The sequence below is a fragment of the Plantactinospora sp. CNZ321 genome, from assembly GCF_004217235.1.
The window spans coordinates 6,899,374-6,914,308 of sequence record NZ_SHKQ01000001.1; the positions used below are offsets into that span (position 1 = coordinate 6,899,374).

Sequence of the window (14,935 nt, forward strand, 5' to 3'; positions counted from 1 at the left end):
CCCTCACCAGGGAGCATCAGTCTTTGGCACACCACTTGTGTCTCGGGAGGAGGACGACGCCGTGGCGCTCGTGCGGGTGTACTGCGGTCTGGCCTCTGCGGATGCGACGAGCCGGTCGACTTCGGCCGGTACGACGCTGACCTCCGCGGTGGTCGACGACGCAGGCAGACTGCTCCATGTCTGCGAGATCACCGACGACCCGGCTGGGTACGCCCAGCTCGGCGCGGTGCTCGTGGAGCGTGGCAGCGGACCGAGCGGCGCGGCCGTCGCGGCCGACAGCGACGACCACATGGTGACCTCGCTGCTGAGCGCGGCGGGACGTCCACTGGTCGTCGCCGACGACGACTCCGTCGACGACTTCGCCGAACGGTTCGCCGACGACGAGTCGGTCGAGGAGCGGGAGTCCGCCCCGGCCGAGCGACGCGCCGTCGGGCTCGCCCGGGCGTTACAGGCCGGCGCCCTCTCGGCGGCCAGCCTCCCGCCGCCGCGCGAACTCGTCAGCTTCAAGCCGGTCCTCGCCGCGCACGCCGCGCTCGCCAACGGCCGGCACGCCGCCGCCGTGGCCCTGCGCGAGGTGCTGCGTGAGCTCTACCCGGCAGCGCTGCGGGCGTACCCGGATCCGGCCGAGCCGGTCTCCCTGGCCGTACTGGACGCGTTGCCCGAGCCGGGGATGCTCGGCGGCACCGGCGGACGCGGCAGGGAGACGTCGGTGGCCACCGACGCCATCGCCGCCCACCTCGCCGCGGACGGCGTCGCCGAGGCCGACGTCATCACCGAGGCGGTCACCGCGCTGCGGGTCGCCATCGCGGAAACCCCCCGGCGGGGCACCGCCAACAAGGCTCTCACCTCTGCGGCAGCGGAGACGGTACGACAGGCCGTGGCGGCCGTACGCGCCTGCGACGCCGGCTGTGACGCGCTGATCGCCACCCTGGCGGCCCGGGTTGTCACGACGCCGGCCGCCCCGAGCCGGCGGGCCGGGCGGCGCAGCGCAGCCGAGGCACCGGTGCCGACAGGCGCCGGACTGTCCGGTCCGGCCCGGGAGCCGGTGCCCAGTTCGGGCCGGCGCAGCCGGCACCAGCCGACGGCGGCCGGCAACTCCCCCGCCAGTCCCCAGCCGCTGGGGCCGCCGCCGGTCGCTCCGGCACCCGTCTCGCCGCCACCGATGGCACCGCCACCGGTCACCCCCTCCTCCGCACCGCCGCTGTCGCCGGCCGCCACGCTCGCCATGCCGGTCGTCCCGGTCTCCGGGCCGCCCCGCGAATCCCGCTCGGCCACGCCCTCCTCCGCGCCGCCGGCCTACCAGGCCGACACGATGGCGAACCGGCCGGTCTCCGCGCCGCCGCCCCCGCCGCCCGGGATGACGCCGATGCCACCGGCACAGCGCGGGTCGATCCCACCCGCCGAGGCCGGCGAACCGTTCCGGGCCACCCTGACCACCGCCGCCATCAACAGCGCCCGCAACGAGCGGCGGCCGACGCCGATCACCCCCCGGCCGAAGACCAACGGAGACAGCGCGGCACGTGCGGGCAGCATCTCTGCCGCCGGCCTGACCGTCTCGGTGCCGGCGACCCGGCCCGAGCCGCCGGCACCGCCCGGTTCCCGGGCCAACTGGCCGCTGATGAATTCGGGCGAGGAGCAGGACGACCGGGCGAGCGGATCGGGATACCCGGGCTACCCCGACGAGCGGGACGCGCCGGTCAGCCCGGCGCCCGCAGACGGGCGGGTCACCCCACCGTGGCAGGCGGACGACCTGCCCCAGGAGCCGCCCACGCTGCGTCTCGTCGAGCCGCCGCTGGCCGACCAGCCCTCGCACAACAGGCTTTCCGCCGAAAACCCACCGCTGCGGCTGGTGGACCGGGGTGACCCGGCCCAGGCCGGGTCGAGCCTGCCCCGCCGCAGCGCGGAGCCGAGCGCGCCGCCGGTCTCCGACGAGGGTGACGGCGACCTGCTGATCTTCGCGGCGGCCAGGTCCGCCTGGTTCACCGGCCATTCGGAGGAGACGGAGGTGGAGTGGTCGTCGACGGCCGACAGCGGTTGGCAGGCCGCCCAGCAGGCGGCGCGCCCCTCGGTCGGCGCCTCCACCAACGCCGGCCTGCCGAAGCGGGTGCCGCAGGCCAATCTGGTGCCCGGGTCGCCGCTGCGCGACGAGCGGCCGCTGCGGATCGTCCGCGACGCGGCCCGGATCGCCGAGCACACCACCGGCTACTTCCGGGGCTGGCGTCGTGGTCAGGAGATCGGCGGCTACGCCGTCGGCGGCCGGCCGGGCCGGGAGGCCGCCGGAGGCTGGGACTTCAGCCGTGACCCGGACGAGCGGGCCGACAACGTCGACTACGAGTACCGCTCCGCCGGCTACCGCTCCTGACCGACCGGATCCCCTGTTCACCCGGAACCCACACCGGCGTCGCCATCGGCAGCCGGTGTGGGTTTTCCGCGTCTGCCGGACTCCGTCTGCCGGGATGCGTCTGCCGGGTCGGACCGCTGCGCCCGGCCGCTGACCAAGCCTGGCCGCAGAACAAGCCCGGCCGCAGACAAGCCCGGCCGCAGACAAGCCCGGCCGCTCGACAAGCCCGGCCGGACCGTCCGGTCAGGACCCGTGGACTGACTGGCCAATCAGCATCAGACCTATGTCGACCTGGTGTTTCTTACCACATCGTGCGGAGTTGACGGCGCTGCTGAGCGGCCGAGAACATACCCCGGGACCGTAGGCGACACCTACGACCAGCGCAGGGAGGGGGCGACGATGGCCGGACCGGCAGTCGACGCGTGGACGCTGAGCCGGCGCGGCCTCCTGGCGGCAGCCGCCACCACCCTGGTCGCCGCCTGCGGACGCGACGACGAGGAGCGGGGCGGACCCGGTCGGGCCGATTCGCGGGAACTCGTCGTCGGTGTCAGCCTCGAACTCACCGGACCCGGCCAGGCACTCGGAGTGCTCCAGGAACGGGCCCTGAAGATCACCGCTGACAAGTTCAACGAGCAGGGGGTGCCGGTCGGCAACCTGCGGCGCAACGTCCGGCTGGTGATCCGGGACAATGCCGGCGAACCGCGGCTCGCCGCTCAGCACGCGACCGAGCTGACCAACCAGGAGAACGTGCACGCGCTGACCGGTGGCTGCCTCGCCGAGACCTCCCTGGCGATCATCCCGGTCGCGCAGCGGCTACAGGTGCCGTTCATCTCGCTGGCCGCCGCCGACAACATCACGGTGCCGCTGGCTCAGCGGACGTACATTTTCAAACTCACGCCGGACGCCCGTGACGTGGCGCGGACGCTGGCCCCGCTGATTCGCTCACAGGGCATCGAACGGGTCGGACTGCTAGCGGCACCAGGGGCACACGGAGATTCGGGCGTACGGGCCCTCACAGCAGCCCTGAAGTCCGTGGAGGTCGAGCTCGTCAAGGCGGTCCGGCTGCCCGGAGGTGAGAACGCCGACTACCGCCCGGCGGTCCGGAAGGCCACCGACCCCGATCCCGAGGCGGTGGTCGTCTGGGGCACCGCCCCGTTCTCCGGCGCGGCGGCCCGGACACTGCGCCAGACCGGCTACCAGGGACGGATCTTCTTCGACGCCGGCGCGGTCGCCGAGGACACCCTCTCGGAGGAGAACGCGCCTGCGGTCGAGGGGGCGTACGCCGTGCACCCCAGCTCGTTGGGCAGCTCGTCGCTGACCAACACCACCCCGGCCGGGCTGGACCGGCGGGACTTCGTCTACCGCTACATCCACCTGCATGGCTCGTTCAGCGGCTTCGCCCCGTACGGGGCAGACGCCCTGCGACTGATCGTCAACGCCGCCCGGCTGGGCAAGAGCGTCGACCGGGGTCGGCTCCGCGCCTACCTGGGCAACCAGATCACCGAGGGGATCGCCGGGGCGTACTCGTTCGCGCCTATCCGGCACGGCGGAATGGAGGCGGACTCGCTCGGCGTCTTCAGCGTGGTCTCCGGCTCCTGGAGTCGGGTCTCCTGACCCGGAAGGATCCGGTCTCCCGACCCATCCCGCCGCCGGTCGCTCCCGCACGCCGTGCTCGGGCCGTCACCCGGTCCGCCCCGCTCGACCGTCCGTCATCCCGCGGACCGCGGCCGTTCCTCGTCTCGGCCGGGTCGACGACGCGCGCCGGACCCCGGGCGCCGACCTCTGTCCGTCGCCACCGGGTCGCCACCACAGGAGAGGTGCCCGGATCATCGACGCCGGCACGGCGCGAAGCGGCGCGGCACGCCGAGGTTGGCGGCCAGCACGACATCCCGGGTACGCGGGCAGCCGGACACCCGGCGGGGGCCGGACGACCCCGTGGGGCGTACCGGCGCCTACGACCGGGCCACCTTGCCGGCACGTGGCGCGGCGGTCAGGCCGGTGCTACGGCACGCGAGCGCCGCATGGTGAGCACGTACTCGACCAGGGAGATCAGCACGTGCTTGGTCGACTCCCGGTTCCGGGCGTCACACGCGACGACCGGCACCTCGTTCGAGATCGCCAGCGCGTCCCGCACGTCCTGCGGGTCGTGGTACTGCATCCCGTCGAAGCAGTTGATCGCCACGAGGTACGGCAGCCGCCGGTGCTCGAAGAAGTCGATGGCCGCGAAGCAGTCGGCCAACCGGCGGGTGTCGACCAGGACGACCGCACCGATCGCTCCCCGCACCAGTTCGTCCCACATGAACCAGAACCGCGTCTGGCCCGGCGTGCCGAACAGGTAAAGGATGAGATCTCGGTCTATCGAGATCCGACCGAAATCCATGGCGACCGTGGTGGTCGTCTTGCCCGGCACCTGGCGGGTGTCATCGACACCCACACCAGCCGACGTCATGATCGCCTCGGTGGTCAGCGGCGTGATCTCCGAGACCGAACCGACCAGTGTTGTCTTGCCGACGCCAAAGCCACCGGCGATGACGATCTTCGCCGATGTCACGCGCCCGGCCGTTGGGCGGTGCGACATGTCAGAGCCTGCGAAGTCCACTCAGCACCCTCTCCAGCAGTTCAGTGCCCACCGCGTCGTTTGAGTCGTCCAGGATTGTCGGTTCGTGCACCGCCACCAGGCCATCGGCGGCCATGTCGGCGATCAGGACCCGAGCCACTCCGAGCGGTAACTGCATCCGCGCCGCGATCTCCGCGAGCGACTGCAGCCGACCATCACACAGCGCGGCGATGTATTGATGCTCCCGGCCCTGGCCGCCATTGCCGTTGCCGGCGGACCGACCGCGCACCGTCGTCTCGACGAGCGCCTCCAGCGCGATGTCGAGCCTCGGCCTGGTGCGACCACGAGTGACGGCATATGGCCTCACCAGCGCGCCCGTCGGCTCGTCGCGTTCGGCCATCATCGCCGTTCACCCCCTTCTCGTCGTACCCGAGACTCAAAGCCTGGAGTTCGTCATTGTTCCATTGTCGTCGCACCGGCCAGCGAACCATACCGGCCGGGTACCGCCTAGCTCAGCATCCCCGCGGCGGCCCGGGTCGGCGGCGTCAACGCGTCACCCACCCGGTCGACGAGCAGTGCCATCTCATATCCCACCTGCCCGACGTCACAGCTCCGGGCGGCGAGAACCGCGAAGGACGAGCCGTCCGAGATGGACATCAGGAACAGGAAACCATTGTCCATCTCGACCACTGTCTGCAACACCGCCCCACCCTCGAAGCAGCGAGCCGCCCCTTGTGTGAGGCTGACCAGGCCGGACGCGATCGCGGCGAGCTGATCCGCCCGGTCGCGCGGAAGATCCCGTGACGACGCCAGGAGCAGGCCGTCCGCGGAGACGGCGATCGCGTGGGCGACGCCGGGCACACGATCGGCGAAGTTGGCCAGCAGCCAACCGAGATCCTGCGTAGATGTCATCCTTCATGCTCCTTCTGGCCGCTTGCGGTCGCGGGGCCCACCTCGGCCTGCGAGGACTGCTGCCCTGCCGGAGTTGCCTCCGGGTTGGTCGACTGGCCGTCCGTCGGGTGCGTGCGGCCACGCTGCACCCCACGGTGGTACGCGGACAGCAAGCCGCGCACCGCCTCCGGCGTACGACGCTGCACCGAGGTGGTCGGCTTCTCCACGGCTCCGGGTACCAGCTGGGCCATCGGTACCCGCTTGGGCAGTCCGGTCTGGGTGGTCTGGGTACCGGATGTGGCGGCCGCCGTAGCCGCCATGGCTGCCCGCCAACCGTCGTCGGCAGCCGTTTGCCAGCCGCTGTCACCCGGCCGGCCGGTGCCGTTGGTGGCCGACCCGCTCCCCGGCTGCTGGCCGCCGGGCCTGGGGCTGTTCACCGGCGCCGGGTTGCCGGTCGGTGCCGATCCGGCCTGAGCCGCGCCGGGAACAACGTTGTCCACCGCGACGGCCTGGCCGGTCGGCTGGGAAGCCGTACCGGCTCCCTGTGGCTGCCCACCGGTCTCCTCGGGCTTCCGGCGGGTCCGGAACCAGGCCGACTCCAGCTCGCGGAAGATCGGCAGTTCCATGGTCTCGTCGGCGAACTTCGGCCGGGCCTCCACGTTGGCCGCGGTCTCCGTCGCCGGGGGCCGAGCCATCCGGGGCAGCTCGGCGGTCATGTCCAGGGCCGCGGCCAGGCGCTCCGGTACGGGCGGCGCGGTGGTCTCCCGGTCCGGCGTGTTCACCGGCGGCCAGGCCGGCGGCGCGCTGACCGCCGGAGCTGGTGGCTGCGCGGCGGGTGGCACCGGAGCCGGTGGCTGCGCGGCCGGCGGCGGCACCGGAACCGGTGCGGGCGGCTGCGCGGCCGGCGGCGGAGTCAGACCGAACGGCGGTGCGGAGACCGGCGGTTGCCCTGCCGGCGGGCCCGAGACCGGCGGACCCGGCGGCGCGGAGACCGGCGGCAGCGCGGTCAGCCCGTGCGGCTGCGGCTCCGGCGTGGCCGGACGCTGCCGGGGGATGAACCCGGACATCGTCTCGTTCGCGGAGAGACCGGACGGGTCCTGCTCGGTGGCCCGCCGCTGCGGCAGCGGCTCGATCTCGTGCCCGTTGGGGATCCGTGGCGTGAACGGGTCGCCGCCGTTGCGTCCCACCCGGGCGCCGGTCAGGTCGGACCAGGCCGGCATGTCCCTCGGCTGGCTCGGCGGGCCGGACTGTCCGCCACCGTTCATCGCCGGCTCGTACGGCCGGCCGGTCGGGGCGCCGTCGCGGTTGCGGTCCCCACCGAAGGCCGGGCCACGGTCCCCACCGAAGGCCGGGCCACGGTCGCCGCCGAAGCTCGGACCACGGTCGCCGCCGCCGAAGGCCGGTGCCGGCGGCGCTGCCGGTCCGCTCTCCAGGGCGAGCGGGGCGCCGAGCGCCGGACGGGCGGTCGGCTCCGGCGCGGCCGGGAAACCACCCGGCTGTTGCGTCCGGCCGGAGAGTGCCCGGGGGATCAGCATCGAGGTGGGCAGCGTGACGTCGGCGACCGTGCCCCGGTCGTGTCCGGGGCGCAGCTCGACCTTTACGCCGTGCCGTGACGCCAGCCGGGCGACCACGACCAGGCCCATCATCCGGGAGACCGTCACGTCGACGGCGGGCGGCGTGGCGAGCCGTTCGTTGAGGTCCTGTAGCTGCTCGGCGCTGATGCCGATGCCCCGGTCCTCCACGAAGAGGGTCGCCCGGTCACCCACCCGGCGGGCCTCCACCATCACGTGGGAGTCCGGCGGGGAGAAGGCCGTGGCGTTGTCGAAGAGCTCGGCGACCAGGTGCACCAGGTCGTTGACGGCGGCGGCCTGGACCTCGATGTCCCGGTCGACCATGCCGAACTCGATCCGGGTGTAGTGCTCGACCTCGGACTGCGCGGCCCGGAGCACGTCGATCAGTGCCGCCGGTTCGCGCTGCACCCGGGTCGAGTCGGCGCCCGCGAGCACCAGCAGGTTCTCGTCGTTACGGCGCATCCGGGTGGCCAGGTGGTCGAGCTGGAAGAGTTCGGCCAGCCGGTCGGGGTCCTCCTCGCCCCGCTCCAGCCGGTCCAGGTGACCGATGAGCCGGTCCACCAGGATCTGCGAGCGGCGGGCGAGGTTGACGAACATCGTCGCGACCGAGGAGCGCAGTGCGGCCTGCTCGGCGGCGGTCCGGACGGCCTCCAGGTGGACGGCGTTGAACGCCTCGGTCACCTGGCCGAACTCGTCCTTGCTCCGCACCGGTAGTGGCTCGGCGATCTGGTTGGCCACCTGTACCGGCGACATCTGCGCGGTCATCTGCGGGTCACGCAGTCGGGACACCGCGTGTGGCAGGCCGTGCTGGGCGATGGAGAGCGCGCCGTGCCGCAGCTCCCGCAGCGAGCGGGCCATCGAGCGGGCGACCAGATAGGCGAAGAGCACCGCGAGCAGCAGCATGCTGAGCAGCAGCCCCGTCTCCAGGAACACCTGCCGCTGCACGTCGTCACGGAGCGCGCTCGCCTCGGCGAGCACGTCGGCGTCGAGCCGACCCTCGACCGCGCGGATCAGCTGGGCGTTGCCGACCATCGCCGAGTCCCAGTCTTCGGCGTCGAACGGGGCGGCGGCCATGCTCCCGTCCGTCCGGCCCCGGATCCAGCCGCCGTAGCTGTCGACCTCGCGCACGTCGGCGCCGGTGACCGTCTCGTCGTAGAAGGCGGACTCGGGACCGGTGGCGATCGTCTTGAAGGTCTGCAGCGCCTGCTGCTGACCGGTCTCGGTGGCGATGTAGTCGGTCTGCAACGCCGAGGTCAGCCGGCCGTCGATCAGGGCGCGGTGCACCACGACCCGCCGCATCGACAGGAACTCCTTGCCGCGCGCGTTGGCGGCGGCGGCCCGCATCCGGTCGCTCAGCGAGGAGTCGCCGGCGAGCTGCGAGGCCAGGTCCCGGATGTTCAGCAGGTCGTTGATCAGACCCTCGTACGACTGCGCCGCGTCGGTCAGCTTGAGCTTCGAGTTGATGACCTGGCTGCGGATGCCCGGCAGGTCACCCAGGCCCTGGTCGATCTGGGTCAGCAGCGCGTCGAAGTTGCCCGGCAGCTCGTCGAGCTGCGCCCGGCGCTCCGAGTAGGGCCCCTTGGCCTTGTCGACCTCGGGGTGCACCTTGTTGTAGACGTCGCGGGCGGCCTTCCGGGCGGTGTCGTTGCGGGAGCCGAGCAGCAGTACGGCGGCGGCCCGCTCGTCCTGCAGGTCGTGCACCAGTTCGCCGGAGGCCTGGGAGAGCGTGGCGAGGGTGTGCGCCCGGTTCGCGTCGTCCAGCGTCTCCATGTGGTCGACGATGCTGGTCGTACCGACCACGACGACCGCGATGGTCGGCGCGATCATGATCAGACCCAGCTTCGACCAGATCGGCATGTCGCGCAGCCGGCCGGCGACCGGCCAGCGGAGACGCGACAGGAACGGGCTTGCTGTCTTCGGCCGCTTGCTCACGTCACCGCCTTCCCATCCAGCACCCGGCCCATGGCCCAGGGCACCGCTGATCGACCGACCCGGGCGGGTCGGACCTCCGAGATTCCATCACGCCGCAACTCAAGAAGAAAGCCCAGGTTGTCACCGGCTGGAAGCGCATCGGAATGTCCCCGCGCTTTGACAGCAGTCTGTCCTTCTGGCGTCACCCAGGGTAGTCACGCATCCTGTCTATGCTCTATTGCCATCGACCGTCCGCAACCGGATGGCCGCTGCTCGCCCCGCAGCGGGAAACCGTATCGCAACGTATCGAACGTTACCGGCACGGGAAACCCTACGCCCCGCGTGGGGTGGTCGCGTTCGGCTCCGGTGTCACCGGGAGCCTGGCACTCGCACAGCGCAGAGAACCATTGCCCGACCGGTCCGGTACGGCAAGGTCGAAGTGCCGGATTACGCGCTCCGTGCGGACCGTCGAATGGCCGCCCGGACGGGCCGGCTGACCGGCCCGGCAGTTTTCCCGGCCAAAAGAGATAGCAGACCGGAAATCGTGCGACAACGCCTCGACTCGGCGGCCGACCCGACCCCGGCCGCACCGGCGCCACGGTCAGGACAGCAGTTTGGCGTAGGCTGGCTTGATCACGTCGTTGATGATGGCGAGCCGCTCGTCGAACGGGATGAAGGCGCTCTTCATCGCGTTGATGGTGAACCACTGCAACTCCGGGTAGCCGTAGCCGAACGCCTCGACCAGCAGCGCCATCTCCCGGGACATCGAGGTGCCGCTCATCAGCCGGTTGTCGGTGTTGACCGTGGCCCGGAACCGCAGGTCGCGCAGCAACCCGATCGGATGCTCGGCGATCGACGGCGCGGCACCGGTCTGCACGTTCGACGACGGGCAGAGCTCCAGCGGGATCCGCTTGTCCCGGACGTACGCGGCCAGCCGGCCCAGCACCGGCCGGGTGTCCCCCGGGGTGATGTCGTCGACGATCCGCACCCCGTGCCCCAGCCGGTCGGCGCCGCACCACTGGATCGCCTGCCAGATCGAGGGCAGCCCGAACGCCTCACCCGCGTGGATGGTGAAGTGGAAGTTCTCCCGTTGCAGGTATTCGAAGGCGTCCAGGTGCCGGGTGGGCGGGAAGCCCGCCTCGGCACCGGCGATGTCGAAGCCCACCACCCCGGTGTCCCGGTACCGGACGGCCAGCTCGGCGATCTCCTGCGACCGGGCGGCGTGCCGCATCGCGGTCAGCAGGGTGCCGACTCGGATCGGGTGCCCGGCCGCCGCCGCCTCGGCCGCGCCCTCGACGAAGCCGGCCAGCACCGCCTCCACCACGCCGTCGAGGTCGAGCCCTCGCTCCAGGTGCTGCTCCGGGGCGAACCGGACCTCCGCGTAGACCACGCCGTCCGCGGCCAGGTCGAGGGCGCACTCGGCGGCCACCCGGCGCAGCCCCTCGGCCGTCTGCATCACCGCGACGGTGTGCGCGAAGGTCTCCAGGTAGCGCTCCAGCGACCCCGAGTCGGCCGCCTCCACGAACCACCGGCCGAGTTCCTCCGGGTCGGTGGTGGGCAACGGATGGTCCACCGCCTCGGCCAACTCCACCACCGTCGCCGGACGCAGCCCACCGTCCAGGTGGTCGTGCAGCAGCGCCTTGGGAACCCGGACGATGTCTTCGTAGCCGATTGCCGCCATGCCCCGACCCTAGTAGCCCGGGGACGCCGCCCAGCGGCGGCACCACGGACGCCGGACGCCGCCCAGCGTCGGCACCACGGACGGCCCTGGGACCGACCACCGCCGGCACCCCACGGTGGTCCCGCACTATCGTGACGGGGTGCCACCCGAGGTCCTGCGGCGGCTCCGCTGCCCGGTCTGCGCCCGGCCGCTCGCCGCCGTACCGGCCGCCGCCGTGGTCGCGCTGCGCTGCCCGGCGGGACACAGCTTCGACCTGGCCCGCCAGGGGTACGTCAACCTGACCGCCGGCCGGACCACGCACTCCGGGGACAGCCCGGCGATGGTGGCCGCCCGGGAGGAGTTCCTCGGCGCCGGCCACTACGACCTGATCTCGAACGCGCTCGCCGACCTCGCCGGGGCGGTCGCCGGGCCGGCGGCGCGGACGTACCCGGAACTGGTGGTGGATGCCGGCGCCGGCACCGGCCGGCACCTCGGCGCGGTGCTCGACGCGCTGCCCGCCGCCGTGGGGCTGGCCCTGGACGTCTCCAAGCCGGCGCTGCGCCGCGCCGCCCGGGCCCACCCCAGGGCCGGCGCCGCGCTCTGCGACACCTGGCGCGGGCTGCCGCTGGCCGACGCCGCCGCCGGGCTGCTACTGAACGTCTTCGCCCCGCGCAACGGCCCGGAGTTCCGCCGGGTGCTCCGGGCCGACGGCGCGCTGCTGGTGGTCACGCCGACCGCCGAGCACCTCGGCGAGCTGGTCGACCGGCTCGGCCTGCTCCGGGTCGACCCGGCCAAGGAGGCCCGGCTCGCCGGTAGCCTGGCCGAGCACTTCACCCCCGGCATGTCCGCGCTACACCGGGCCGCGCTCCGGCTCGACCGGACCGGGGTCCGCACCCTGGTCGGGATGGGTCCGAGCGCCTGGCACGCCGATCCCGCCCGGCTCGACCGGCGGCTCGCCGAACTCCCGGAACCGGTCACGGTGACCGTCGCCGTCCAGGTCACCGCCCACCGCCCCCGCTGACCACCGCCCGGTCAGGTGGAGAGGTCGACCTCCTCCCAGCCGGCGGGCGGGTCGTGGAACGGCCCCCGGAACACCACCGCCCACTCCAGCGCCCACCGCCGCTGACCGATGGCGTTGCTGTCGATCATCCCGGGCAGTCGCAGCCCCTCCTGCTCGGCCTCCAGATAGCCCCAGTCCAGGCAGTAGTAGAAGTCGAGCACGGCGGCCACCTCCGCCGCGTCCCGGGGCGCCGCCAGGGTACGGGAGCGCCACTGGCCGAAGCTCTCCCCCGCCACCAGGTTGGGCAACTGCTCCATCAGCCGCTCGTCGCTGGGTTCCGTCGGGTCGAGGTGCCGGCTCAGCCCGAGTACCCAGGCGAGGGCGAAGATCGCGTCGTGGTGCAGTACGAACGACCGGTGGTCGCCCCGGCTGCCCATCACGAACTGCCACTCCGGCGGTGTCACGTGCTCCACCAGGTGCGAGCCGAGAAGCCAGCTCATCCCCGCCTCCGGCGACATCCCGAAGCAGCGCGCCAGCACCAGGTGCAGTACGGCCGTACGGGCCTCGATCTCGGCGGTGGGCCGCAGCTCGACCGCGTCGCCCAGCTCCCAGACCAGCGGGAACTGTGCCGGCGGCACGGGCAGCCCCAGCCGCTGCACCTCGGCCACGTTGGCGGCCCGGACCGCCTGCGGGTCAGGAGCGGTTACGGTCACAGCCTGGTTTCCTGTCACGTCGGAGTCGCCTCGGGGGTACACGGCACCCACGGCACCGGATCCGGGTGGACCGGTCGTCACGTCGACTCAATACCCCGTGCCACCCCTCGGCGACGGAGGATAGCCGGTCCACAGCGGGTACACCATGGGCGCCTCGCGCGGCGGCCGGACAACCGGAAATCGAGCGGCGCGCCCGGCCCGCCGGCGGCTCGCGGCCCCGACCACCCGGCCCGTGACCAGGGCCGGCAGATCCGGGAATCAGCCGATCCGGTCGATGACGAGGTCCGGCAGGATCGGCGGTTCGGCCGAGACCGACACCGCCCCGGCGGCGACCGCGCGGGCCGCCGGGATCCGCCCCGGATCGTCGGCCCGCAGCTCGTAGAGGGGTTCGCCGGCGCGGACCGGATCTCCCGGCCTGCGGTGCAGCACCACCCCGGCCCCGGCGCTGACCGGGTCCTCCTTGCGGGCACGTCCCGCGCCGAGTCGCCACGCCGCGATGCCGATCCCGTACGCGTCGACGGCGGCGACGTAACCGTCCCGGTCGGCCCGGACGACCTCCACCTCCGGGGCGACCGGCAACGGGGCGTCCGGATCGCCGTCCTGGGCCCGGATCATCGCCCGCCAGGTGTCCATCGCCCGGCCGTCCCGCAGCGCCCGCTCCGGGTCGGCGTCCGGCAGTCCGGCGGCGCCCAGCATCTCCCGGGCCAACCGCACGGTCAGCTCCACCACGTCGGTCGGCCCACCGCCGGCCAGCACCTCGACCGACTCGGCCACCTCGACCGCGTTCCCCACGGCCAGCCCCAACGGCGTCGACATGTCGGTCAGCAGGGCGACCGTCCGGACCCCGTGCGCACCGCCCAGCTCCACCATGGTCCTGGCCAGTTCCCGGGCCTCCGCCTCCGACTTCATGAACGCGCCCGAGCCGACCTTCACGTCCAGGACGAGCGCGCCGGTACCCTCGGCGATCTTCTTGCTCATGATCGAGCTGGCGATCAGCGGAATCGCCTCCACCGTGCCGGTCACGTCACGCAACGCGTAGAGCTTGCGGTCGGCCGGCGCCAGCCGCTCACCCGCCGCGCAGATCACCGCGCCGACCTCACCCAGTTGGGCGATGAACTCGTCGTTGTCCAGCGCGGCCCGCCAGCCCGGAATCGACTCCAGCTTGTCCAGGGTCCCGCCGGTGTGGCCCAGCCCTCGCCCGGAGAGCTGCGGTACGGCGGCACCGCACGCCGCCACCAGCGGCGTGAGCGGAAGGGTGATCTTGTCGCCGACCCCGCCCGTGGAGTGCTTGTCGACGGTCGGTCGGGGCACCCCGGAGAGGTCCAGCCGGTCCCCGCTGGCGATCATCGCCGCCGTCCAACGGGCGATCTCGCCCGGCGTCATGCCCCGGAGCAGGATCGCCATGGCCAGCGCCGCCATCTGCTCGTCGGCGACCCGCCCCCGGGTGTACGCGTCGACCACCCAGTCGATCTGCTCGTCGGACAGCGCCCCGCCGTCCCGCTTGGCCCGGATCACGTCGACCGCGGCGAACCCACGCACAGTTTCCTCTTCCTCGTCAGGCACCCCAGCGGTTCCTCGTCAGGCACCCCAGCGGGCAGGGATCTCGGCCGGCGGCTCCCCCTCACCCGCCCAGAACATCGCCCCGTCCGCGCCGACCACCACCACCCGGGGCGTACGCGCCTGTCCCCAGCTCACCGCCTCGGCCGGGTCGTCCCAGGTCGGCGCCTCCTCGAGTACCCCGGTCCGCACCCCCTCGACGTCCCCGGCGGCCCGCTCCCAGTATCCGGTCCAGACCTGCCGCCCGGCCGAGACGTCCGGATGCACGAAGACGGTGCCCCGGCCACGCCACGCGGCCAACTCCTCCGGCACCGTCGGGACCTTGGCCGACGTCGCGATCGCCTCCAGGTCCTCCACCCCGAACGCGTGCGGCAGCAACTCCGCCATCCGCAGCGGCACCGGCTCCGCCTCGATCAGGCAGTCCGGCCCGCCGTTCTCCCAGAGCAGCTGCCGGCACCGCCCGCACGGCATCAACGGCTCACCGGTGGCACCGACGCAGGACAGCGCGACGAGTTTCCCGCCTCCCGAGGCGTGCAGCGCCGAGACCACGCCGCACTCGGCGCAGAGCGTCACCCCGTACCCGGCGTTCTCGACGTTGCAGCCGACCACCACCCGGCCGTCGTCGACCAGCGCCGCCGCCCCGACCGGGAAATTCGAGTACGGCGCGTACGCGTGCCGCATCACGTCGGTCGCGGCGGCCCGCAGCTGCGCCCAGTCAATCTCCATCGTCACGC

11 protein-coding genes are annotated in these 14,935 nt (G+C 72.9%); 3 read left to right on the forward strand and 8 right to left on the reverse strand.

The window, feature by feature from the left end; translation table 11 throughout:
- The first annotated feature begins 37 nt into the window (after window positions 1–37).
- Entirely contained in the window at window positions 38–2,362 is a 2,325-nt protein-coding gene (locus EV371_RS29950) for a transposase (RefSeq protein WP_130465003.1), read from the forward strand.
- 378 nt (window positions 2,363–2,740) lie between these two features.
- Complete coding sequence (locus EV371_RS29955; protein ID WP_130465004.1) at window positions 2,741–3,955, forward strand: ABC transporter substrate-binding protein; 1,215 nt, start codon at window positions 2,741–2,743, stop codon at window positions 3,953–3,955.
- Window positions 3,956–4,331: 376 nt separating this feature from the next.
- Here the strand turns inward: EV371_RS29955 and EV371_RS29960 are convergent, their stop codons facing one another.
- The 5 genes from EV371_RS29960 to EV371_RS29980 form a co-directional block, all read right to left on the reverse strand.
- Window positions 4,332–4,919 carry a GTP-binding protein gene (locus tag EV371_RS29960; protein WP_101369592.1) on the reverse strand — a complete coding sequence of 196 codons (588 nt, stop codon included), beginning with the start codon at window positions 4,917–4,919 and terminating at the stop codon, window positions 4,332–4,334.
- A gap of 1 nt (window position 4,920) precedes the next feature.
- Entirely contained in the window at window positions 4,921–5,298 is a 378-nt protein-coding gene (locus EV371_RS29965; protein WP_101371820.1) for a DUF742 domain-containing protein, read from the reverse strand.
- Between the two features lie 107 nt (window positions 5,299–5,405).
- Entirely contained in the window at window positions 5,406–5,810 is a 405-nt protein-coding gene (locus tag EV371_RS29970; protein WP_130465005.1) for a roadblock/LC7 domain-containing protein, read from the reverse strand.
- Window positions 5,807–9,292, reverse strand: coding sequence for a nitrate- and nitrite sensing domain-containing protein (locus tag EV371_RS29975; protein WP_130465006.1), 3,486 nt, complete (start codon window positions 9,290–9,292; stop codon window positions 5,807–5,809). Before EV371_RS29975 ends, EV371_RS29970 begins: the two co-directional genes overlap by 4 nt.
- A 580-nt stretch (window positions 9,293–9,872) precedes the next feature.
- Complete coding sequence (locus tag EV371_RS29980) at window positions 9,873–10,952, reverse strand: adenosine deaminase (protein WP_130465007.1); 1,080 nt, start codon at window positions 10,950–10,952, stop codon at window positions 9,873–9,875.
- 139 nt (window positions 10,953–11,091) lie between these two features.
- On the opposite strand from EV371_RS29980, the gene EV371_RS29985 reads away from it, so the two are divergent.
- Entirely contained in the window at window positions 11,092–11,952 is an 861-nt protein-coding gene (locus EV371_RS29985; protein WP_130465008.1) for a putative RNA methyltransferase, read from the forward strand.
- A gap of 11 nt (window positions 11,953–11,963) precedes the next feature.
- Here the strand turns inward: EV371_RS29985 and EV371_RS29990 are convergent, their stop codons facing one another.
- The 3 genes from EV371_RS29990 to EV371_RS30000 all read right to left on the reverse strand — a co-directional run bounded on the left by EV371_RS29990 (window position 11,964) and on the right by EV371_RS30000 (window position 14,927).
- The gene (locus tag EV371_RS29990) at window positions 11,964–12,644 is read right to left on the reverse strand and encodes a DUF4272 domain-containing protein (RefSeq protein WP_130465009.1); all 681 of its coding nucleotides are present in this window, start codon (window positions 12,642–12,644) and stop codon (window positions 11,964–11,966) included.
- A 258-nt stretch (window positions 12,645–12,902) separates the two neighbouring features.
- Window positions 12,903–14,183, reverse strand: coding sequence for a thymidine phosphorylase (locus EV371_RS29995; RefSeq protein WP_130466318.1), 1,281 nt, complete (start codon window positions 14,181–14,183; stop codon window positions 12,903–12,905).
- Between the two features lie 39 nt (window positions 14,184–14,222).
- Window positions 14,223–14,927, reverse strand: a complete 705-nt coding sequence (locus EV371_RS30000) for a cytidine deaminase (RefSeq protein WP_130466319.1) — start codon at window positions 14,925–14,927, stop codon at window positions 14,223–14,225.
- Between the last annotated feature and the right edge of the window lie 8 nt (window positions 14,928–14,935).